The following is a 21,757-nucleotide window of genomic DNA, read 5'->3' on the forward strand; positions in this document are numbered from 1 at the left end:
GGTGCCGACTAACCGAGTCGAACGGTTGACCTACTGATTACAAGTCAGTTGCTCTACCAGCTGAGCTAAGTCGGCACACAAAACTGTGTGCTAAGGCACGTTCAATTTTAAAGATTGATAACTTTTATAAAGCACTTAAAATAAAAAAACCTTGCATAAGCAAGGCTTCTCAATAAATGGTGCCTCGACGCGGAATCGAACCACGGACACGAGGATTTTCAATCCTCTGCTCTACCGACTGAGCTATCGAGGCACATAAACTGTGCTAATTAATTGTGATACTTTACAATTAACTTTAAATAAATGGTGCCGACTAACCGAGTCGACGGGTAATTTGAACAGACTACTGATTACAGCTTTTCTTTTCAAACTACTTTAAATAAATGGTGCCGACTAACCGAGTCGAACGGTTGACCTACTGATTACAAGTCAGTTGCTCTACCAGCTGAGCTAAGTCGGCACACAAAACTGTGTGCTAAGGCACGTTCAATTTTAAAGATTGAGAACTTAAAGTAAATGGTGCCTCGACGCGGAATCGAACCACGGACACGAGGATTTTCAATCCTCTGCTCTACCGACTGAGCTATCGAGGCACATAAACTGTGCTAACTAAAAGTAAAATAATTATTTAACTTTTAGCTTTATAAATGGTGCCGACTAACCGAGTCGAACGGTTGACCTACTGATTACAAGTCAGTTGCTCTACCAGCTGAGCTAAGTCGGCACACAAAACTGTGTGCTAAGGCACGCGTAATAATGTTTAAACACCACTACTTTAATAAATGGTGCCTCGACCCGGAATCGAACCAGGGACACGAGGATTTTCAATCCTCTGCTCTACCAACTGAGCTATCGAGGCACTTAAACAGTGCTAATTAAAAATCTTAAGGGATTTTTAATGCAATTCCCACTCATCTCTAGCGACTGAGCTATCTGGGCGTGCGGCGTATTAAACGAGTTTTGCCCTTACAAGTCAACTTTTTTTTTCTTCTTTATAACTGTTTGAACGGTTTTCAGACAATTCAGTACATTTTTTATTAATAACGTTCATTTTTACCACAAATCGGGCTATAACTATAAATAAATATAACTAAATCAGACTAAAACCGTAGTGAATTATTTTTTGTAAATGTTACGATTAGCTTAGATACGTACGATAGGGACTTATCGTAGTAAAAACACATCAATTGGAAACAATCAATGCAGAGTAAATTCTCATCGCCAGTAAAAGGCTTACTGCCACTTTTTTTAATCATTAATATTGCTGTAACAGCGCTCGCTATTGTTGCCCACTCATTTTATACACAAACTGAAGTTAAGACAGCCCAACCAGTATCATCTATTAATATTGTAACGCTTGCCGATAGATTAGACTTACCTATGGTTGATGCATTAACTATGTATGGTCAAGGTAAAGTAAAACAGTTACTTGATTTAACCTCCTTATTAGACGGTGACTTTGAATATACTCTATATCGCTTCAATGCTACATCAGATACTCAGTTGGTATATAGCAGCAGTAAACCAGCCATCGCTTCTGTTAAAACTGAAAAGCACTTAAAAGAAGAAGGTATTCTGCATCACCTACTATTGTTAAACGATCAACCCATTGGCGAGCTTATTATTAAGCAAAACATACCAGCCACGCCTTTAAGCGCTCAAGACTCTCAAGTTATCGCTTACATCATCGCGATAGCGAGTGTTGCTGCATTATTTATACTTACTTTAATGTTTAATATGTACATTAATACGCGCTTACGTAAAAGTACTGACACTCTTACTCAAGAGTTACAGGCAATCACTGAAGATGCTAATTATAATAGTAATGTTGATGAGCAACTTGATATTGGTTTAGGTGTAGTAGCAAAAAACATCAACTTATTGCTACAAAAAGTACAAACTGCAATGAGCGAGAATGACTCTGCACAAAAAGAGCTTTATAAATTACAAAATGGCCTAGAAGCCGAAGTGCAAAATCGTACCTTAGCGCTTGAGCAAGCCACATTAAAAGCAGAGCGAGCAAGCGAAACTAAAACAACATTCTTAGCAACGATGAGTCACGAAATAAGAACACCGATGAATGGTGTTATAGGTACTATTGATTTACTGCGCCAGACCGAACTTGATGGCGCTCAGCATCGTTTAAGTACGATTATTCGTGAATCAGCATTTTCGTTATTGAGCATTTTGGATGATATTTTAGATTTTTCTAAAATTGAGGCTGGAAAGCTAAATATTGACCCGATCCCATTTTCGGTAACCGATACTATTGAAGAAGTTGCTCGTGTGCTCTCATCAGTTGCTAAAAAACGTGAGCTTGATTTAGAGCTAGCAATAGCACCAGATATTCCTATAAATCTTACCGGTGATAGCGTACGTGTACGTCAGGTTCTTTATAACCTATGTAGCAACGCAATTAAATTTACGAGCACTGATGAAAAAACCCAAGGGCATGTAAAAATATCAGTAGAGGTGGTACATAATACGACTGATCACTTTACCTTACGCTTTTGCGTAACTGATAACGGTAAAGGCATGTCGCAGGCACAACTACGCGAAATATTTAATCCGTTTATTCAAGCCGAAAATTCGATTACCCGAGAATATGGAGGGACAGGTTTAGGTCTTTCTATTTGTAAAAGCTTAACTGAGCTTATGCTAGGGACTATTCATGTAACTAGCCATACAGGAATTGGTAGTGAGTTTACTGTTGAACTGCCGTTTAGCACATCGGGTAGAATTAAGTACGCACACAAAGGTGCATTAAATGGTAAGCAAATTGTTGTAGTTAGTAATCACCTAGAACGTGAAAAAACAATGTACCGTTATTTATCGTTTATGGGCGCTAAAATAGTTTATGCACACACAGAAGAAGAAATTGAAGAGCATCAACATTCGCAAGATATTATTTGGGTGGCTGATGGCATAGACAATATGGATAAAACAAACGCGCTGCTAAGACGCTTATTTTATTCATTAGAGGATTATAACCAACAAGTTGTTGTACTAAGCAAGCTTGATGAAGCGGCTATAAATCATAATAATATTTTTTATATTAATGCCTCTCCTTTATGTAAGTCTAACTTTATGCTGTCTATTTTAGTCGCTGCAGGTTTGCATACACCTAAACAAATTAAAAAAACCAAAACACTTAATAACTATTTAAATGTTGAGCAAGCTCGTAAATCAAACAAATTGGTTTTACTTGTTGAAGATAACCTTCTAAACCAACAAGTGCTGACCGATCAATTACACATACTAGGTTTTGGCGTTGAGATAGCAAACAACGGTGAAGAAGGCTTAGATATGTGGAGAAAAGGTGATTACTCACTTATTTTAACCGACTTACACATGCCTAAAATGTCGGGTTACGATATGGTCGAAAAAATCCGTAACGAAGCAGAGCTATTAGAATCAATTGATGCACAGCCTTACATTATTGCTGTAACAGCAAACGCACTTAAAGGCGAAAAAGAGCGTTGTTTAGCCGTAGGTATAAACGACTTCATTACCAAACCTATAGAGCTAAACGCGTTAGAGGACACCTTAAAACGCTGGAGCGATAAGCAAAGCCAAAACCCAAATGTAGTTATCCATCAAACCATGGCGCTACCTATTGATATGGAAGCGGTTGCTAAATATGTAAATGGTGACGAAGCTAAACAGTTACGCTTTTTCAAAATGTATTTAGAACAAAGCCAAGGGCTAATTAAGGGGATTAATTCAGGCGTTATGGTTAACGATTTAGATGAGATTATTGAAGGGTGTCATCAATTAAAATCGATCTCTAAAACAATTGGTGCCCTAACGGTGGCTGAACTTTCAAGTGCATTTGAAGATAAATGTAAAAAAGGTGAACTCACTACCGATGAATTAATAGACTTAAGAGATAAGTTAGAAATTGAATACTCTAAGGCAGCTCAATTTTTAAAAGAACAAATTAAAATCTCTGAGCAAGAAGATGAGTTAAGTGATTAAATAATCGCACACAAAAAAAGGGCTATTTAGCCCTTTTTTTATGTTCAAAATATTATTTTTCAGGCGGTCGATAACCTTCAATTTCCACATCTTTGTTTTCAAACAAAAAGCCAACCATTTGCTCTTCTAAAAATGTGCGGTGCTCTGGGTCCATCATATTTAAATGCTTTTCGTTAATAAGCATTGTTTGCTTATGCTGCCACTGACCCCACGCTTCTTTAGAGATGTTATTAAAAATCTTTTCACCAACTTCACCAGGGTATAACTGAAAGCCAAGCCCTTCGGCTTCTTTTTGTAACTTTTGACAAAATACTGTACGTGCCATGATTGATTCTCTCTAACGCTAAATATGGGGCTATTCTATACTATTGCTGTAATTTGTTTAACCAACTTTTTAGTTGGCGCTGCTAGGCCAACCTCTATTGATTGATCAAGCGGATACCATACTAATTGTTTGTCATTTACTACATCAGGAATGTTCTTAACATTGAGCACATGCGGATTAATCTTCAGCTCAAAATGTGAAAACACATGAATAAACGCTTCAAGCTCTACTAAGTTGGCTTCTAATCCTTGCTGAGCTAAAAATATTTGAAGCTCCTCGTACTCATTAAATTCAAAAAAGCCAAATAGTCCTCCCCAAATACCGCTGTTAGGGCGTTTTTCCATAAGCACTTTATCGCCGCACTGAATAATTAACTGATGACAACTCTTCTTCGGCACTGCTTTTTTAGGTTTAGAATGTGGAAACTCTTTTACTTTACCTGCATTAAAAGCACCACAACCTGAATTTAATGGGCAAGCCTCACAATCAAAACGACTGCGTGAGCAAACACTCGCACCTAAATCCATCATAGCTTGATTAAATTCGGTGACATTATTTTTAGGTGTTAATTGCTCTGATAAATGCCAAAGCTGGTTTTCGACTTTTTTAACACCGTACCAACCTTCTATCATAAAGTAGCGCGCTAAGACTCGCTTAACATTCCCATCTAAAATTGGATGATGCTGCCCAAGCGACAATGATAAAACAGCCCCGGCAGTAGAGCGTCCTATTCCCGGTAAATCCATTACTTCATCAAGCGTTTGCGGAAATTCGCCTTGGTACTTGTCACGTACTATTTTAGCTGTTTTATGTAAGTTACGCGCACGAGCGTAATACCCTAAGCCGGTCCAGTGATGCAGTACTAAATCTTCATCAGCATCGGCTAAAGCAATAATATCTGGAAAGCTTTGCATAAATTTTTCAAAATATGGGATAACAGTAATAACTTGAGTTTGCTGGAGCATCACCTCAGACACCCACACTTTATAAGGTGTTTTACCCAACTGCCATGGAAGTGTTTTACGCCCATGAAGGTGATACCAATCAACGACTTGATTAGAAAACGAATTAGACTGTTCTTTATTTAAATCCAACATATTGTACTTTTACTGATGCTCAATGGCGGCTCAGTCTATTGTAGTTAATAAAAAGATCAAGCTATAGGGCGTGTAAAACCAGCTAATACTTGTGATTGCGGGCTCGGTCAGGGATAATATGCAACCATTTTTAAACACATTGTTTTTGTCAGGCCAATAATATGAGTGAATCAAGCAACACTAACCTTGAGCAAGCTAAGCAAGAAGGTAAATACATCCGCACCATTCGCAGTTTTGTAAAACGCGAAGGTCGATTAACCAAAGGCCAAGCCGCTGCAATCGAAAAATGCTGGCCAACAATGGGCCTAGAGCATAAAAACGGTATGCTTGATTTAAGCGAAGTTTTTGGCAACAACAACGATGTAGTAGTAGAAATTGGTTTTGGTATGGGTAAATCGCTTGTCGAAATGGCAACAAATGCCCCTCACCTAAACTTTATTGGTATTGAAGTACACCGCCCAGGCGTTGGTGCTTGTTTAATGGATGCCGATGAAGCAGGCATTACTAACTTGCGTATTTTTGAACACGATGCAGTTGAAGTACTTGCAGACTGTATACCTAATGAAAGCTTAACAACACTACAGTTGTTTTTCCCTGATCCTTGGCATAAAAAGCGTCATCATAAACGCCGTATCGTACAAACTGAGTTTGTTGAAAAACTAAGAGCCCAACTAAAAATGGGTGGCGTTTTTCATATGGCAACAGATTGGGAAAACTATGCAGAGCATATGCTCGAAGTAATGAATGTAGCTCCTGGTTTTAAAAACCAATCAGAAACAAACGATTATGTTCCACGTCCAGATTTGCGCCCGCTTACTAAGTTTGAGCAGCGCGGACATCGCCTAGGTCATGGCGTGTGGGATTTAATGTTTGAACGTACTGAGTAATTTGTAACTTTAAGCACTCACTTTTATTTTTGATAAAACTAAACATACTGTAAGGCAAAGCCATTTATGAGCGTACTAACCAACCCAAGTTTACTGTTACTTCGTAATAGCGAGGCACTAACGGGCAAATCTATCTTGGTGGTCAACTTTGTTCAAGATGGCTTTTTAACAGAGCTTAAAAAACTTAACCCGCAAAGCAAGGTAACTGCATTTAGCTACAACCATGCTAACGGTGAGTTTGCTAAAAACACCAAAGACGTTGAGATTTGTGTAAATCACACAATACCTGGTAACGGCTACGATTTAGTTATTCTTTACTATCCTAAATCAAAACCTGAGTTATTAATGGCGCTTGATAATATTCGATCTGCTATTACTGACGATGCCGAACTATTGGTGGTAGGTGAAAACAAAAGTGGTGTTAAATCAATTGAAAAGCAATTAGCTGGTAAAGCTGAGTTTAGTAACAAAATTGATTCAGCTAAGCACTGCGTTCTTTACTCATTTGCTGAGATTACCCAGCATCCTGACTTTGATATTACGACCTACCATAAAAAGTTTGTTGTTAATGTTGCCGACACCGAGTTTACAGCTATTAGTGTCCCAGGGGTGTTTAATCACGGTAGTTTAGATATGGGAACGAAAGTTCTACTCGAAAACGCACCGACAATTAAGCAAGGTAGGGTTCTCGACTTTGGTTGTGGCGCAGGTTTAATAGCAACCTTTTTAGGGCTGCATAATCCAGCACTTGAGTTTGTGTGTAGTGATGTAAGTGCACTGGCAACTTACGCAACACAGCAGACCCTAAAGCTTAACAGCATCAAAGGCGAAGCGATATTAAGTGACGGCCTTAAAAGCATTACCGGTAAGTTTGATTTAATTATTAGCAATCCACCTTTTCATACAGGTATTGCAACCGACTACACAGTAGCAGAAACATTTTTAGCAAATGCAAAACAGCATTTAACTAAAGTAGGAAAGCTGAATATTGTTGCTAACAGCTTTTTAAAATACCCGCCTATTTTAGAAACGCAATTTGAAAGCTACCAAACGGTATTTAAAAATAACAAGTTTGCCGTATATAGCAGCTAGTATTATTTTTAAAAATGCTTGAGTGCAAACGCGCTCAAGCTAACCTTCGCATAAATATAAGAATTAATTTAGCTTTTTTCCTTCATTTTCTCCCGTCTTTGCTAAACTAAAATTCTAAATAATCAAAATTAATTCAGGCGATAACGAAATAATGCCTAAAAAAGTTCATCAAAGTAGCATTCGCAAAGCACTCATAAATTTAATTATGCTTATTACAGCTATTTGCTTGTCGCTATCTATTTCGATATCTACTTATTTAAGCGTAAAAGAGCAAAAGCAATTAATCATTAATAAACTCGTCATACTTTCTGAAATTGTAGCTTTTGATGCTGGTAAATCAGTAGTTGAAGATGATAGAAAAACAGAAGAAAAACGCCTCAAGTCATTTGAAAATATCCCCCTTGTAAAAAACATACATATTTATTCAATAGAAAAAGCATCTCAAAAACCTGTTTTTTTTATTAGCTTTAATGCAAAAAAAACACCTCCAGTACCACTAAGAATAGACAGTGTTGATGAGCTAAAAATGCCACGAATTACGAGCGATCATATTGAACTAACCCGCCCTATTTACGATAACGAAAAGTTGGTCGGTTTTGTATACATGCGAGGGAGCCTCGAAAGTTTAGAGACTTATATTGAGAGAAAAATATTAATAGACGTGCTATTAACTCTATTAATTTTAATCGTTGTTTACTTTATTGCTATAAAAGTTCAACGACGTATAGCCAAGCCAATAGAGCAGTTAAGCATGCTATTGCAGGATGTATCTAAAAATCATAACTATGATGCACGCGCGCCAATAACCGATGTAAAAGAAATAACCGCTCTTTCAAATAGTTTAAATATCATGCTTACACGCACCAAAAAGCAACTTGAGCGCCACGAAAAAGATAAACAAGAAATAAAACAACTAAACCAGAGCCTTGAAGAAAAAGTAAACCAGCGAACAATCGCTCTCAGAGAAGCAAATCAAGAGCTTTTATCAACCCTTGAGCGAATGCATCAGTACCAAACGCAAATTGTTGAAAACGAAAAAATGGCATCGCTTGGGCAAATGGTTGCTGGAGTTGCCCATGAAGTGAATACACCAATAGGGCTAGGTATTACAGGCTCTACATTACTTCGAGATAAACTGGCAGATATACAGCAAAGCTTTGACGATAAAAAACTTACCTCAAGCCATCTAAAACGCTTTATAGATGAAGGTATTGAAAACTTAGACTTAATTTATCGTAATCTAAATCGTGCCGCAGACCTGATATCTAACTTTAAAAAAGTGGCCGTTATTCAAGATGACGGTGTTAATACCCATATTAATGTACATAAATTAATAAGTGATGTTTTAACATCGATTCAATCTGAACTACTGCCTAAAAAGCCTGTCGTTATTATTAACTGTCCGACCGACTTGGCTATTCATAGTAAGTCTGAACCTCTGCAACAAGTGTTTCAGCAGTTGCTTATGAACTCTGTGATTCATGGATTTATAGGTAAAGAAAATAATGAAATTCGCTTTGACGTAGAACTGGTAGGGAAAAAATTAACAATAGTTTATTCTGACAATGGTCAAGGCGTTGATAAAAACATTAAAAATAGAATTTTTGACCCGTTTGTAACTTCAAAGCGCGGACAAGGCGCAAGCGGCTTAGGCATGCACTTGGTCTACAACCTAGTAACACAAGCACTTGGCGGAAGAGTTATGTTTGATCTTGAAGAAAAACACGGTGCTCGCTTTATAATTACTATTCCTTAAATAAAGATCACTAAAAAGTGCATATATTTAAAATTTATCCTTGAATTAGCATTTAATGACCTCATTAATGAGGCATGTGATAAGCGCGTAACATTATTTAATTGCATTAAATAAATATTACCAAGCGATTTATGAACTTTTTTATCTTTGCTGTATCACATACATTGATGAAAGGTTAGAAAGTGATATAGTTTTGCTTTGAATTAGTCTGATTATTTTAAGTACCTTGTTTGATTGAATGATGTATCAATTATTAAAGGAAAATGGCTTCGACTTTATGATTCAAATAGCTACATCCACGTATATATCAATTAAACAGTAGTTTTTGCACTGCCCTTTTTAGTAGACTTTGGACACCCTACTGTTTTATTTTTATCCAATTTGTTTTTTCCTTGTTAACAAATGGGTATAATCCTATAATCTCTAGTAATCGGTTATAAATTCGTCACCGGTTTTTTTATAAATAAAATATTCCAAAAGGTTAATTAATAATGCAAACGCCAGTCATTCTAATCGTAGAAGATGAAGACGTAACTCGACTGAACCTAGTTAGTTTATTTGAAGCTGAAGGGTACAAAGTTATTGAAGCCATTGATGGCGATGATATGCATGACAAGCTTACAAATAACGATGACGTTAATCTTGTAGTTATGGATATCAACCTTCCTGGTAAAAACGGTCTTATTTTAGCCCGTGAATTACGCCAAAAGCGTAAAGTAGGTCTTATATTCCTAACGGGTCGTGACAACGATGTTGACCGTATTTTAGGTCTTGAAATTGGCGCAGATGACTACGTTACTAAGCCATTCAACCCGCGTGAATTAACTATTAGAGCTCGCAACCTTATTACTCGTACTGCTTTAGGCGGTGAAGAGTCAGCACTAGAAACAAATGGTGTTATTACGTTTAACGGTTGGGAACTTGATGAAAATAGCCGCTGTCTTACTTCTCCAAATGGCGACGCTAAACGTTTACCAAAAGGTGAGTACAGAGCACTTCGTTTAATGCTTGATTCTCCAGGTCGTATTTTTAGTCGTGAGCAATTAATCAAGCACATGACAGGCCGTGAGCTTCGCGCAAATGACCGTACTGTTGATGTTACTATTCGTCGCATTCGTAAGCATTTTGAAAGTGATAACTCAACGTCAGAGTTAATCAGCACCATCCATGGTGAAGGTTACCGTTTCATTGGTAAAATTGACGCTTAATTAGAGCTAATTAGTTTTACTCTAATTGCTGTAAAAATAAATGAAGGGCTTTTTGTCCTTCATTTATTTTATCTGCTAAAACATCTAACCACTGCTTTAACATTTCATCAGATTCATCAATCGCACCATGCTCCATTATTTTGGCATGAAGCTGCACATCATTTAAACCTACCGATCCAGCCGCACCTTTAAGTTTATGCGCTACTGATTCATACTCTTCTCTATCGCCGGTATTTAATGAGGTAAGTAATTCTTGCTGATATTGTGGACTTAGCTTTTCGAATAACTGACTACTGCGTCTAAATACAACCAAGCCCATCGAATTTACAAAGTCTTCTATTGTTTCAATATCTAATAAGTGTGCATCAATGCCCTCTAGCGCCTCTTCACTTACTTTTAGCTGTGGCTCTGTGCACTCACTTTGCTTAATGCCAAATAAGTCAGCCAGCATTTTATCAAGCTTGACTGTGTTAATTGGTTTAGCCAACGCACCTTGTATTGATATACCTTCAAGCTCTTTTTCAGCACTGCGTACATTGGCAGTTAGAGCAACAATAGATAATTTATCGAAGTGGCTATCTGAGCGTATTTGTTTAGCAACCACATCACCGTTTATATCTGGCAATTGCATATCAAGTAGTACTAAATCTAAGTCATCTTCGGTTTCGACAAACGAGAGTGCATCTTCACCGGTTTCAGCCCATAACACTTCATGGCCGCGTTGCTCTAATAGGTTTGTAGCAATTTCGGCGTTAAGAGGCACATCTTCTACTAGTAGAATATACAAACTACGGCCAACATAACTTTGCTCTGTTGGTGCAACACATAAACTAAGCGGTATTTGCACTGTAAAACAACTCCCTTCGCCTTCAGTACTATTTACCGTAATTATCCCTTTCATTGCACTTACAAGTGCCTTAGTTACAGCTAAACCAATACCGGAGCCTATCGCGTTAGTGCCTTTTAAATCCGGCGCTTTGTAATACATATCAAATATATGGGCAAGTTGCTCTGGTGGAATACCTTGACCGGTATCTAGTACCTTAATAACTAACCATGGGCCTTCTACGCGATTTTCTCTGCTGCATTCGAGTGTTACTTTGCCTTGCTGAGTAAACTTAACGGCGTTGTTAATTAAGTTCCAAACAACTTGGCGTAATCGAGTCGGATCGAGCTGCGCGTAAACATCAAGTATGCCATTGCGCTTAATATCAAACTCAAGCTCTTTTTGCTCTGCTATTAAGCCTGCAAAATTAACTACATCGTTTATAAAGTCTGACACATTAATAGAATTGGTTGCTATATCGAGCTGATCTCTATCTATTTTATCTAAATCTATAATATCGTTAAAAATATTACCGAGTGTTTCAGCACTCGAAAAAATAGTATTGCCCCAACTACGCTGCTGCTTGTTAAGCTCTGTGTCTAATAACATACGCGTTAAACCAACAATGCCATTTAAAGGAGTACGTAATTCATGGCTCAGCGTAGCAATAAACTTACCTTTGTCTTTATAGGCAGTTTCGAGTGCCTGTGCTGCTTCTTTACGGCTAGTGATATCACGACCAAAGCCCAGTAAACCAATGTAGTCACCGTCATCATTTATAAAAGGTAATTTACGCAGCTCAAACCAACGTGTTTCACCATTTACTTCATAGCCTACATCTATAGTTAGTGCTTTATGGCTTTGCTCTACTTCTTTATCGGTTGCCAAAACTTCAGCTAAAAAATGACTCGGGAATATCTGCTCAACCGTTTTTCCTATTAACTCACTACTTGATTTTCCCATTACCTCTTCAAACATTTTATTACAGCCGGCAAATACACCGTTGTTATCGCGGTAATAAAATAGATCGGGAGATGAATCAACGATTGAGCGTTGCAACATACTTTGCTGGGCAAGTTCTTGTTGTGTTTTTTTACGCTCAGCAATTTCTCGGCGCAGCTCTTCAATAGCGCGATGCTTGGCATGAAATGCCATTTTACGCTCATCAATTTCAATATTTAAACGACTAATGTTGTCTTTTAAGGTTTGGTTTAAGAGCTTTTCCTGCTTGGTTGCGCTATCTAAATAAGCATACGAGGCATCTAATTGACGAATTGAATTAAGTAATACACTTATAATTAAAGGAGAAACTACAGCCGTAAAAAATACCACAGCCAAAATATCAACAAGGTGTAATTCGCCTATCGCAACATAATAAAACATGCTCGATAAAATAAGAGATACAGTTAAAAATAAAGTGTAACAAATAGCTGCGGTTTTAAATTCACCAAATCGCGTTATTGAGCTGGAAAGTACCCGAGCCCAAGGGCTCAAAGAATAATCGGTCATACGTAATTTTATCTCTTAGCTGTGTGCTTAAATATAAAGAAGGCAATGCGCATGTATAAACATACCATTTTCCCAGATTTTAGCATTTTTCTCCTACCACTACCCATGTTGTGCGATAAAAACAGAATTTTTCATGTTTGATTTTGCTCATCTCTTAAACTCATCATTTCAGCAATAAATTATTTAGTGTAAAATGCCCCGCTTTATTATCTCCAAAATACGAGTAGCGCACATGCAAACCAATATGCCAGATATAGCAGACACTGCACCCGCTTTACAAACAGGTAAATTAGACTGGGTTGGCATGGGCGAAATCGAACTGCCATTTATTTTTGAGTCACGAGACTTATCTCCAGTTACAGTAAATGCCAAAGCTCGTGCATTTGTAAATTTGCATAAAGAAGATGCCAAAGGCATTCATATGTCACGTCTATTTTTAGCACTTGACCTGCTTTCAACTGAGCAGCAAGTCAATCCGCAAACAATAGCGCAAGCACTCGATACTTTTATAACTAGCCACGAAGGGCTGAGCGATAAAGCACAAATTGAATTTAAATTTGAATTACCGCTACGCCGTAAATCACTATTAAGTGGTAAAGCGGGCTGGAAAAGCTACCCAGTTGTACTTACCAGTACAATTGAAAATAACATTATTAGCTACGAGCTAACTGTAGATGTTACCTATTCTTCAACGTGCCCTTGCTCTGCAGCACTTGCGCGCCAGCTTATACAAAACGCGTTTAACGAAAAGTTTAACCAAGAAACCTTAAGCCAAAAAGATGTGCACGAATGGCTAGGCACTACACAAGGCATAGTCGCTACACCTCACTCGCAGCGCTCTATTGCCAACGTAAAAGTAAAGCTTGACAGCAATATTCAAGAATTTGACGTAGTGACTCTAATAAATACCCTCGAAGCTGAACTTAAAACGCCTGTACAAGCGGCAGTAAAACGCGAAGACGAGCAAGAATTTGCCCGTTTAAATGGTCAAAATCTTATGTTTTGTGAAGATGCAGCGCGTAAAATTAAAGCTTTATTAGAAACAGATAATTACAGCGATTACTGGCTGCAAATAAACCATTATGAATCACTCCATGCACACGATGCTGTAGCTATTGCGGTTAAAGGTATTGAAGGTGGATACAAAGCTTAATAGCTACATAGTTTTAGCTTTTATAAACAGTTGGTAATTATTTTATAACTCATACTTTTTAGGCACGTAAATTGCTTTATTTGAGCAGTGTCAATTTGTTGTTATGGAGTTACCGTATGGAATTCGCTTTATTATTAATTCTAGTATTAGTTGTCGGGGCTTCTGTTGTTGCGTCAAAATTTAATGACGATGGCGGAAACCCGTATCCTTTTACCCGCAAGCAAACTGTTTTTACGCAGGTTGAAGGCGCTTTTCTAAATCTTCTCGAGCGTGCTGTAGGCGATCAATATAAAATTGTTAGTCGCGTTAAGCTAATTGACGTTATTGACTGTAAGCAAGGTCTTTCTATTAAATCTAAACGTGCTGCTTTAGCTAAAGCTAAAAATAAGCAACTCGACTTTGTATTAATCGATAAAGAAAAACTAACTATTGTTGCGGCCGTTGACCTAGTTAACAATGCCAATAAAGATGGCCACAAAGCTCAACGCGACTGGTTTGTAAACGGTGCACTAGAGTCTGCGGGCATTCCACATATTCGTATGAAAGTTAAATCGGGCTACCGTCCTTCTGAAGTACGCGATGCAATTATGTTTAAACTTGGTAAGCCTGCAGCAACACAAACGCAGCGCCCTGTTCGTAATCGCTCACATAAGCCAGCGGTACTTTCACCTTCTCAAGCCAAAGCACAAACAACTGCTTTAGCTGAAATTTAAAAACCAAATTAAATACTCTCCTAAAAAGTATTTAAAGCGAGCTCATAAACAAGCTCGCTTTTTTGTTTTTTATTGCTAACTTCACGTATAATCAAGTGATTCAAACTCAGGAATTAAACATTATGAATGTTGGTATTATTGGCGCAATGGAGCCAGAAGTTAAAATTTTACGTGAAGCGATGCAAAACCCACATATTTTAACTAAAGCAGGTTTCACTTTTTATACTGGTGAATTGGCTGGTAACACAGTAACACTTGTTCAATCTGGTATTGGTAAAGTAGCATCAACAATTGCAACTACCTTACTGATTGATAACTTCAAACCTGATTGCGTAATTAACACAGGCTCTGCCGGTGGATTCGATCCTTCTCTAAGTGTTGGCGACGTAGTAATTTCGTCAGAAGTACGTCATCACGATGTAGATGTTACTGCTTTTGGCTACGAAATTGGCCAAGTACCACAAATGCCAGCAGGTTTTACAGCACACCCTAAATTAGTTGAAGCAGCACAACAAACAATCGAACAAATCAGTGATGTTAAAACACTTGTTGGCTTAATTTGTACTGGTGACACATTTATGTGTGACCCTGTGCGTATTGATAAAGCACGCAGTGATTTTCCTACAATGCTTGCCGTTGAAATGGAAGGCGCTTCGATTGCACAAACGTGTTTTACGCTTAACACACCGTTTGTTGTAATTCGCTCAATGTCTGATATTGCAGGTAAAGAGTCACCACAATCATTTGAAGAATACCTAGAAACTGCATCAATCAACTCATCTAAAATGGTTGTCGCACTTTTAGAAAAGCTAACTGCAGTGTCTCTGTAAATGCTTAGCAATATTGTTCAAAACCACTTGGACTTTATTGCCTTCATACTAGCGCTCCTTGCTGAGCGCTTTATTCCCCTTATTAGCTGGTATCATCCTAATACAGCGTTAAATGCTGTTTTTAGTGCTATTGGCAAGCGCATATACAAAAGCAAAGAACCTAAAAGCTATCAATATTTGGCAGCTATACTCGCAAGCACGCTCATTTTAAGTGTCATTCTCATTATTGTAGTGCTACTACTCGAGTTTGCTTTTTACCCTGAATTACTCGCTGGCCTTATTTTATACTTATGCTTAGAAAGTAAGAGTATTGATAAAAAAGCACTTCGCATTGCAAAGCTAACTAAACAAAATCAAAAATCGACAGCACGCGAATTACTAAAACCACTGCTTGCCCGTGAAGTTAATAGGCTTTCATCTCCTGGTATTATCAAAGCATTAATTGAAAGCTTAATACTGCGCACTGCTCGATACTATTTCGTAGTTATATTTATATTTTTAGCCTTTGGCCCTATTGCGGCCCTCGCCTATCGATTACTTACTTTAATACAACAAGCCTGGCGTAGTGACATATCCCCAAATAGCTACTTTTTAAAACCGCTTAAAACTCTCTTGTTTATTATTGAGTATATTCCAATGCGCTTACTCGCTTTAACTATTGCAGCAAGTAGAGCGAGCAAACAAAGCATGCACTACATAAAGCATTATGGTAGACATTTTTATCAAACAAATACAGGTTGGCTACTAAGCACATGCTCTGCATCACTTGGCGTGCAGCTGGGCGGGCCTGCAGTTTATTTGGGTACTCGCTTTAATAAAATGCGTATAGGTACTGATAGACTACCTACACCCGAGGATGTACCTGTAATAATTAATAGATTAAATCAGGCGCGTGTATTTTGGTTGTTAGTAATTGTAAGTATCGAAATATTAAAAGTGATTTAGTGACTATTTACAGATCCCAAAATACGAGCACAAAAAAACCAGCCTAGGCTGGTTTTTTAGTTTTCAAACGGTATTTAAGCTACAGTGATGTTTGCAAACTTACGTTTACCTACTTGGTAAATAGCTGTTGTGCCTTTTGCTATTTCAAGTTTGGTGTCAGTGATTTTATCTTCACCGTTAAGTTTAACTGCACCTTGCTTAATCATACGCATTGCTTCTGATGTACTTACTACTAAATTTGCTTCTTTAAGCAAGTTAGCAATTAAAATAGTATCTTCTGCGATAGTGATTGTCAGCTCAGGGATTTCATCTGGTAACGCTTTTTTCTGAAAACGCTGAATAAAATCATCATGTGCACCTTGTGCATCAGCTTCACTATGAAAACGAGCAATTAACTCTTTAGCTAGTTCTATTTTAATATCGCGCGGGTTAGTACCTTGCTCAACACGTTCTTTTTGAGCTGCAATTTCTTCAATAGAAAGCGCGCTTAATAAATCGTAATAACGCCACATTAGCACATCACTAATTGACATTATTTTACCAAACATATCGTTTGGCGCATCAGTAATACCAATGTAGTTACCAAGCGACTTAGACATTTTTTGAACGCCGTCAGTACCTTCAAGTAATGGCATCATTAATACTGTTTGCGGCTTTTGACCTTCAACTTTTTGTAGCTCACGGCCCATTAACAAGTTAAAGCGCTGATCAGTACCGCCCAGTTCAACATCTGACTCTAGTGCAACCGAATCCCAACCTTGTACCAGTGGATATAAAAACTCGTGAATTGCAATTGGTTGACCGCTGCCGTAACGCTTTTTAAAGTCATCTCGTTCAAGCATGCGCGCTACAGTTTGGTTTGCAGCAAGTTTAATCATGCCTGCAGCGCCTAACTTTTCCATCCAAGTAGAGTTAAATGCAACAGTGGTTTTAGCAGGATCTAGAATTTTGAATACTTGTTCTTTATATGTTTCGGCATTGGCTAGTACGTCTTCGCGAGTAAGTGGTTTACGCGTTACGTTTTTACCTGTTGGGTCACCAATCATGCCAGTAAAGTCACCAATTAAGAAAATAACCTCATGACCTAAATCCTGAAAGGTTTTCATTTTATTAATGAGTACAGTGTGCCCTAAATGTAAATCAGGGGCTGTAGGATCAAAGCCAGCTTTTATTTTTAGCTTTTTGCCCGACTTTAGTTTTTCAACTAGTTCGTCTTCAATTAATATTTCTTCTGCACCGCGTTTTATCTCTGCTAGAGCGGTTTGTAAATCCACTTTGTGTTACTCCAAAATTCTGCCTACGAAGGGGCGGACTAGTTACTTGTAATCACGGTTTAATATAGGTTTAAACCGAATATATATATGTAGCTAACATAACAAATTTCTACCTAATTAAAATAACTTTTTAAGTTATTAATGCAACTAAACAAAATGAATTGAGTCTTAGTTAGATAGGACGTTAAAAAAGGCTTCTTAACCCTGATTTTAGCGTAGTTTAAGGTTAGTTTAAATCTACAAAGCACTAGTATTCGTACATTATTAAGTATATCCTGCAATATTATGTATTTATTATCTTGACAGCAGAAAAAGGCACGTTATGGTTCACGTGGTTAACACTCTCCCAAAAAAACACAAATTGCTTATTTTAGGTTTAGTTTCTGCTATTGCCGGCTTGGCATTTCTTCCTTCTGAAAAAGCGACTGCTTCTAAAGACAATAATGCAGATGCATTAGAGATAGGCAAGCGCTATGAGTTACAAGTTAAAGTTGATGACAACGAAAAATTAACTGAGTTAAATTCAGAGCAAGCAGCAGAAAAATTACCAGAATACGACTTTGTCGATCATAAAGTTAAAAATGGCGACAATTTAGCAATTATCTTCAAACGTGCTGGTTTTTCAGCTCAAACGCTCCATAAACTAATTAACACTAACGCAGAAACGCGCAAGCTAACTAAAATTCACCCCGGTGAAATACTTAGCTTTGCGACAGCTGAAGATGGCTCTTTGGCTCAACTGCGCTATGTAATTTCAAAAACCGATACTTTATTTGTTACCTTAAATGAAGAAGGTAACTACGATACAGCTATTGATAGTAAAGAAATTGAAACGCTAACCAAAACCGCTGGCGGCGAAATATCTAACAACTTTTGGACCTCAGCAATAGCGGCTGGTTTAAGCGAACGTCAAATAATGAACTTTGCTGACATATTTGGTTGGGATGTTGATTTTGCAAACGACATTCGTAAAGGCGATGTGTTTGGCTTAATTTACGAGTCTCACTATGTTGATGGCGAGTTTATTGGTACCGGTAAAATTATTGCCGCTGAATTTGTAAACCAAGGTCAGCGCTTTGCAGCGATTCGACATACCGATGGCAATTTTTATACGCCTGAAGGGCGTAGCATGAAAAAAGCATTTTTACGTGCACCTGTAAGCTTTAAGTATATTAGTTCGAGCTTTAATCCTCGTCGCTTACACCCAGTTACTGGGCAAGTTAGAGCGCACCGTGGTATTGACTTTGCGGCACGCACTGGCACACCGGTGGTTGCATCAGGTAACGGTAAGGTAGTTAAAGCGGGTTACAGCAAGTACAACGGTAACTACGTATTTATTAGCCATGGCACACAATATGTAACTAAGTACTTACACCTAAATAAGAAACTAGTTAAAACGGGCCAAAAAGTTAAACAGGGCCAACAAATTGGTACTGTAGGTTCTACGGGTCGTGTTACTGGCGCGCATTTACACTATGAATTTTTAGTAAATGGCGTTCACCGTAATCCTAAAACAGTAAAACTTCCTAAGTCAGAGCCACTACCTCGCTCAGAACTTGCTAAGTTTAAACCGATTGCAGATAACTTTATTGCCCAACTTGAGCGCAATCGCGAGCTACAGTTAGCACTTAAATAAAGTTTATTAATAAACATTAAAAAAGCCTTTGCAGGTTAAACCTGCAAAGGCTTTTTTGTATACGCTAAAAACCATTAATACATTAATACATTAATACATAAATGAGCTGAATCACTAAGGACACCATCACTAATGGCCAAATATATTTGCTGTATTTGGTTGCACCGTTGAGCCCTATTTTACTTTGATATTTTTCAAGCAGTGGAATAAGTATCGCTAGCGCGACAAACAAACCAATTAAAATAACGAATATATTCATATCAATGCCCTACTTATGGTAGCTCATGGCCTTTAGCGCTTACATAAAGTGCATACCAATGCTCACGAGTTAGTTGTACGTTTACAGCATCACAAGAGGCTTTAATACGCTTGGCATTAGTTGTTCCAATAATAGGCTGAATAGATGCGGGATGGCGCAGTAACCATGCAATAACAATAGCCTCAGCAGAAGTATCATAAAGTGCAGCCAGCTTATGAACTAAAAGACTGGTGTTTATATCAGCCTGCGATGCGTTTGATAAATCACTGCCGCTGTATAATCCTTGGCATAAACTGCCCCAGCTTTGAATTTGAATTTCAAAATGGCGACAGTACTCAATACTACCTGGCGTAAAATTAAGATCCTTACCGTCACTGTTACCGGCATATACACCTTCATCAACAAACTGATGTTTTTGTAAACTAGCCTCAATTTGATTAGCCACAATCGGCATATCAAGTGCATGCTGTAAAAAATTCATTTGATGTTGCTGCATATTCGATACTGCAAAATTGCGCACTTTACCGCTTTCTTTTAAGCAACTAAATATACGAGCAATTTCGTTAACTTCCATGAGTGGATCAGGACGATGCAGCATAAGTACGTCTAAATAGTCTGTATTTAATCGCTTCAAGGATGCTTCAACTGATTGCTCAATCCACTTTGATGAAAAATCATAGCGCTTGGGCCCTAAGTCATCTTCAAAACGAATCCCACACTTAGATTGAATATACATGTGCTCTCTAAGCTCTGGTCGCTCGCTTAATGCTTTACCAAAAACCTGCTCCGCTTTACCAAAAGTATAAATATCAGCATGGTCAAAAAAGTTAATGCCACCTTCAATAGCGTTATCTATGCATTCATGAGTTTGCTTAACATGTGCATCAGTGATTGCGTCTTTATTCCAACCGCCTCCCAGACCCATGCATCCGAATACAAGTTTACTAACATGAGGTAAGTGCTTTGCTAAAGGTGTGTGAAGCATGATAACTATCCTTAAAATTTTGAAGAGCTGTTACTGTAAACAAAAAGCGCTGAACAAGAAACCATTTAGCGGTGAACAAATTAAGAACAAAAAAAAGCGCAGTAAACTGCGCTAAATCATTTATTAACTACCACGTTAATTATTAGCCAACAAGTGCTAATAAAATACCCGCAGCAACTGCACTACCAAGTACACCCGCTACGTTGGGTCCCATAGCATGCATAAGTAAAAAGTTATGTGGGTTGCTTTCAAGGCCAACTTTATTAACTACTCGTGCCGCCATTGGCACAGCCGATACACCTGCTGCCCCAATTAATGGGTTTATAGGTGTTTTAGATATACGGTTAAGTCCTTTTGCCATAAATACGCCAGATGCCGTACCAATTGCAAAAGCCAGTGCGCCAAGCACTAAAATACCAATCGTCTCAACAGTTAAAAACTTATCTGCAGCAAGCTTTGAACCTACAGCTAAACCTAAAAATATAGTTGTAACATTGATGATTTCGTTTTGAGCACTGTTACTTAATCTATCAACAACACCCGACTCTCGCATTAAGTTACCTAAACAAAACATACCTACAAGCGGTATAGCAGCCGGTAAAAACATAGCCGTTAAGCTAAGCACCATAAGAGGGAAAATAATCTTTTCCTTTTTAGATACTTTGCGAAGCTCTGGCATCTTAATTTTACGTTCTTCTGGGGTTGTTAACGCACGCATAATTGGCGGTTGAATAATTGGTACAAGAGCCATGTATGAATATGCGGCTACCGCTATTGCACCAAGTAAATCAGGTGCCAGTTTTGATGCTAAAAATATTGCTGTTGGCCCATCGGCACCACCAATAATGGCAATAGCTGATGCATCCTGTAGGGTAAACTCAAAACCTGGTACATAATTTAATAATATTGCGCCAAACAAAGTAGCAAAAATACCAAACTGTGCAGCCGCACCTAATAACAACATACGTGGGTTTGCAATAAGCGCGCTAAAGTCGGTCAGCGCCCCTACTCCCATAAATATTAATAACGGAAAAATCCCCGTATCAATACCCACGTAATAAACGTAATACAAAAGCCCACCTGGGTCTGACAAACCTGCCACTGGTACATTTGTTAAAATTGCACCAAAACCAATAGGTAGTAATAATAGTGGTTCAAAGCCTTTAGCTATCGCTAAAAACAGTAATAAACACCCTACCGCAATCATAATTAATGATGGGATTGTAAAGTTAGCAATGCCTGTCGCATTCCAGAGGTTTAAAATACCTTCCATCCTCTATTTAC

General features: G+C 38.0%; 17 protein-coding genes and 6 tRNA genes. 10 read left to right on the forward strand and 13 right to left on the reverse strand.

Annotated features, from left to right (window positions below; translation table 11 throughout):
* Positions 1-2 precede the first annotated feature (2 nt).
* The 6 genes from AAEY68_RS16545 to AAEY68_RS16570 all read right to left on the reverse strand — a co-directional run bounded on the left by AAEY68_RS16545 (position 3) and on the right by AAEY68_RS16570 (position 859).
* A tRNA-Thr gene (locus tag AAEY68_RS16545) sits at positions 3-75 on the reverse strand.
* A gap of 102 nt (positions 76-177) precedes the next feature.
* Positions 178-253, reverse strand: a tRNA-Phe gene (locus AAEY68_RS16550).
* Positions 254-384: 131 nt separating this feature from the next.
* Positions 385-460, reverse strand: a tRNA-Thr gene (locus tag AAEY68_RS16555).
* Between the two features lie 57 nt (positions 461-517).
* Positions 518-593, reverse strand: a tRNA-Phe gene (locus AAEY68_RS16560).
* A 55-nt stretch (positions 594-648) separates the two neighbouring features.
* Positions 649-724, reverse strand: a tRNA-Thr gene (locus tag AAEY68_RS16565).
* 59 nt (positions 725-783) lie between these two features.
* A tRNA-Phe gene (locus AAEY68_RS16570) sits at positions 784-859 on the reverse strand.
* 341 nt (positions 860-1,200) lie between these two features.
* Between AAEY68_RS16570 and AAEY68_RS16575 the strand changes: the two genes are divergently transcribed.
* Positions 1,201-3,978, forward strand: a complete 2,778-nt coding sequence (locus tag AAEY68_RS16575; protein ID WP_007582951.1) for an ATP-binding protein — start codon at positions 1,201-1,203, stop codon at positions 3,976-3,978.
* Between the two features lie 52 nt (positions 3,979-4,030).
* On the opposite strand, the gene AAEY68_RS16580 is transcribed toward AAEY68_RS16575, so the two are convergent.
* Positions 4,031-4,303, reverse strand: coding sequence for an oxidative damage protection protein (locus tag AAEY68_RS16580; RefSeq protein WP_007582954.1), 273 nt, complete (start codon positions 4,301-4,303; stop codon positions 4,031-4,033).
* 35 nt (positions 4,304-4,338) lie between these two features.
* Positions 4,339-5,400 carry an A/G-specific adenine glycosylase gene (gene mutY, locus AAEY68_RS16585; protein WP_024594521.1) on the reverse strand — a complete coding sequence of 354 codons (1,062 nt, stop codon included), beginning with the start codon at positions 5,398-5,400 and terminating at the stop codon, positions 4,339-4,341.
* Between the two features lie 161 nt (positions 5,401-5,561).
* Here mutY and trmB point away from each other — a divergent pair, with 161 nt between their 5' ends.
* The 4 genes from trmB to arcA all read left to right on the forward strand — a co-directional run bounded on the left by trmB (position 5,562) and on the right by arcA (position 10,343).
* Entirely contained in the window at positions 5,562-6,287 is a 726-nt protein-coding gene (gene trmB, locus AAEY68_RS16590; protein ID WP_007582957.1) for a tRNA (guanosine(46)-N7)-methyltransferase TrmB, read from the forward strand.
* A gap of 66 nt (positions 6,288-6,353) precedes the next feature.
* Positions 6,354-7,379: a methyltransferase gene (locus AAEY68_RS16595; RefSeq protein WP_165722087.1), complete on the forward strand. Its 1,026-nt coding sequence runs from the start codon at positions 6,354-6,356 to the stop codon at positions 7,377-7,379.
* Positions 7,380-7,530: 151 nt separating this feature from the next.
* Entirely contained in the window at positions 7,531-9,135 is a 1,605-nt protein-coding gene (locus AAEY68_RS16600; protein WP_350586452.1) for a sensor histidine kinase, read from the forward strand.
* Positions 9,136-9,626: 491 nt separating this feature from the next.
* The gene (gene arcA / locus AAEY68_RS16605) at positions 9,627-10,343 is read left to right on the forward strand and encodes a two-component system response regulator ArcA (RefSeq protein ID WP_002962549.1); all 717 of its coding nucleotides are present in this window, start codon (positions 9,627-9,629) and stop codon (positions 10,341-10,343) included.
* 16 nt (positions 10,344-10,359) lie between these two features.
* On the opposite strand, the gene arcB is transcribed toward arcA, so the two are convergent.
* On the reverse strand, positions 10,360-12,678 hold the full coding sequence (gene arcB / locus AAEY68_RS16610; protein ID WP_350586454.1) for an aerobic respiration two-component sensor histidine kinase ArcB: 2,319 nt from the start codon (positions 12,676-12,678) through the stop codon (positions 10,360-10,362).
* Positions 12,679-12,910: 232 nt separating this feature from the next.
* Between arcB and folE2 the strand changes: the two genes are divergently transcribed.
* The 4 genes from folE2 to AAEY68_RS16630 all read left to right on the forward strand — a co-directional run bounded on the left by folE2 (position 12,911) and on the right by AAEY68_RS16630 (position 16,319).
* Positions 12,911-13,831: a GTP cyclohydrolase FolE2 gene (folE2, locus tag AAEY68_RS16615; protein WP_024589695.1), complete on the forward strand. Its 921-nt coding sequence runs from the start codon at positions 12,911-12,913 to the stop codon at positions 13,829-13,831.
* Between the two features lie 116 nt (positions 13,832-13,947).
* Entirely contained in the window at positions 13,948-14,544 is a 597-nt protein-coding gene (locus AAEY68_RS16620) for a DUF2726 domain-containing protein (protein WP_007582968.1), read from the forward strand.
* Between the two features lie 122 nt (positions 14,545-14,666).
* Positions 14,667-15,374 carry a 5'-methylthioadenosine/S-adenosylhomocysteine nucleosidase gene (gene mtnN, locus AAEY68_RS16625; RefSeq protein ID WP_024594517.1) on the forward strand — a complete coding sequence of 236 codons (708 nt, stop codon included), beginning with the start codon at positions 14,667-14,669 and terminating at the stop codon, positions 15,372-15,374.
* Positions 15,375-16,319: a cobalamin biosynthesis protein CobD/CbiB gene (locus tag AAEY68_RS16630; protein WP_024594516.1), complete on the forward strand. Its 945-nt coding sequence runs from the start codon at positions 15,375-15,377 to the stop codon at positions 16,317-16,319.
* Between the two features lie 74 nt (positions 16,320-16,393).
* On the opposite strand, the gene tyrS is transcribed toward AAEY68_RS16630, so the two are convergent.
* On the reverse strand, positions 16,394-17,593 hold the full coding sequence (gene tyrS, locus AAEY68_RS16635) for a tyrosine--tRNA ligase (RefSeq protein ID WP_007585427.1): 1,200 nt from the start codon (positions 17,591-17,593) through the stop codon (positions 16,394-16,396).
* Positions 17,594-17,915: 322 nt separating this feature from the next.
* On the opposite strand from tyrS, the gene AAEY68_RS16640 reads away from it, so the two are divergent.
* Positions 17,916-19,229 (forward strand): peptidoglycan DD-metalloendopeptidase family protein, encoded by a 1,314-nt coding sequence (locus tag AAEY68_RS16640; RefSeq protein ID WP_007585425.1) that lies wholly within the window; start codon positions 17,916-17,918, stop codon positions 19,227-19,229.
* Positions 19,230-19,311: 82 nt separating this feature from the next.
* On the opposite strand, the gene AAEY68_RS16645 is transcribed toward AAEY68_RS16640, so the two are convergent.
* The 3 genes from AAEY68_RS16645 to AAEY68_RS16655 form a co-directional block, all read right to left on the reverse strand.
* Positions 19,312-19,488: a hypothetical protein gene (locus AAEY68_RS16645; RefSeq protein WP_007583822.1), complete on the reverse strand. Its 177-nt coding sequence runs from the start codon at positions 19,486-19,488 to the stop codon at positions 19,312-19,314.
* A 13-nt stretch (positions 19,489-19,501) separates the two neighbouring features.
* The gene (locus tag AAEY68_RS16650) at positions 19,502-20,473 is read right to left on the reverse strand and encodes an aldo/keto reductase (RefSeq protein WP_350586457.1); all 972 of its coding nucleotides are present in this window, start codon (positions 20,471-20,473) and stop codon (positions 19,502-19,504) included.
* A gap of 142 nt (positions 20,474-20,615) precedes the next feature.
* Positions 20,616-21,746: a sodium ion-translocating decarboxylase subunit beta gene (locus AAEY68_RS16655; protein ID WP_002961942.1), complete on the reverse strand. Its 1,131-nt coding sequence runs from the start codon at positions 21,744-21,746 to the stop codon at positions 20,616-20,618.
* Positions 21,747-21,757: the final 11 nt, after the last annotated feature.

Source organism: Pseudoalteromonas sp. RB2-MNA-CIBAN-0110 (assembly GCF_040309305.1).
Classification (GTDB): domain Bacteria; phylum Pseudomonadota; class Gammaproteobacteria; order Enterobacterales; family Alteromonadaceae; genus Pseudoalteromonas; species Pseudoalteromonas arctica.

Excerpts from the sequence above, each read along its gene's own strand:
- AAEY68_RS16575 (WP_007582951.1), top strand. The coding sequence starts at position 1,201 with ATGCAGAGTAAATTCTCATCGCCAGTAAAAGGCTTACTGCCACTTTTT.
- AAEY68_RS16580 (WP_007582954.1), bottom strand. The coding sequence starts at position 4,303 with ATGGCACGTACAGTATTTTGTCAAAAGTTACAAAAAGAAGCCGAAGGG.
- mutY (WP_024594521.1), bottom strand. The coding sequence starts at position 5,400 with ATGTTGGATTTAAATAAAGAACAGTCTAATTCGTTTTCTAATCAAGTC.
- trmB (WP_007582957.1), top strand. The coding sequence starts at position 5,562 with ATGAGTGAATCAAGCAACACTAACCTTGAGCAAGCTAAGCAAGAAGGT.
- AAEY68_RS16595 (WP_165722087.1), top strand. The coding sequence starts at position 6,354 with ATGAGCGTACTAACCAACCCAAGTTTACTGTTACTTCGTAATAGCGAG.
- AAEY68_RS16600 (WP_350586452.1), top strand. The coding sequence starts at position 7,531 with ATGCCTAAAAAAGTTCATCAAAGTAGCATTCGCAAAGCACTCATAAAT.
- arcA (WP_002962549.1), top strand. The coding sequence starts at position 9,627 with ATGCAAACGCCAGTCATTCTAATCGTAGAAGATGAAGACGTAACTCGA.
- arcB (WP_350586454.1), bottom strand. The coding sequence starts at position 12,678 with ATGACCGATTATTCTTTGAGCCCTTGGGCTCGGGTACTTTCCAGCTCA.
- folE2 (WP_024589695.1), top strand. The coding sequence starts at position 12,911 with ATGCAAACCAATATGCCAGATATAGCAGACACTGCACCCGCTTTACAA.
- AAEY68_RS16620 (WP_007582968.1), top strand. The coding sequence starts at position 13,948 with ATGGAATTCGCTTTATTATTAATTCTAGTATTAGTTGTCGGGGCTTCT.
- mtnN (WP_024594517.1), top strand. The coding sequence starts at position 14,667 with ATGAATGTTGGTATTATTGGCGCAATGGAGCCAGAAGTTAAAATTTTA.
- AAEY68_RS16630 (WP_024594516.1), top strand. The coding sequence starts at position 15,375 with ATGCTTAGCAATATTGTTCAAAACCACTTGGACTTTATTGCCTTCATA.
- AAEY68_RS16640 (WP_007585425.1), top strand. The coding sequence starts at position 17,916 with ATGGTTCACGTGGTTAACACTCTCCCAAAAAAACACAAATTGCTTATT.
- AAEY68_RS16645 (WP_007583822.1), bottom strand. The coding sequence starts at position 19,488 with ATGAATATATTCGTTATTTTAATTGGTTTGTTTGTCGCGCTAGCGATA.
- AAEY68_RS16650 (WP_350586457.1), bottom strand. The coding sequence starts at position 20,473 with ATGCTTCACACACCTTTAGCAAAGCACTTACCTCATGTTAGTAAACTT.
- AAEY68_RS16655 (WP_002961942.1), bottom strand. The coding sequence starts at position 21,746 with ATGGAAGGTATTTTAAACCTCTGGAATGCGACAGGCATTGCTAACTTT.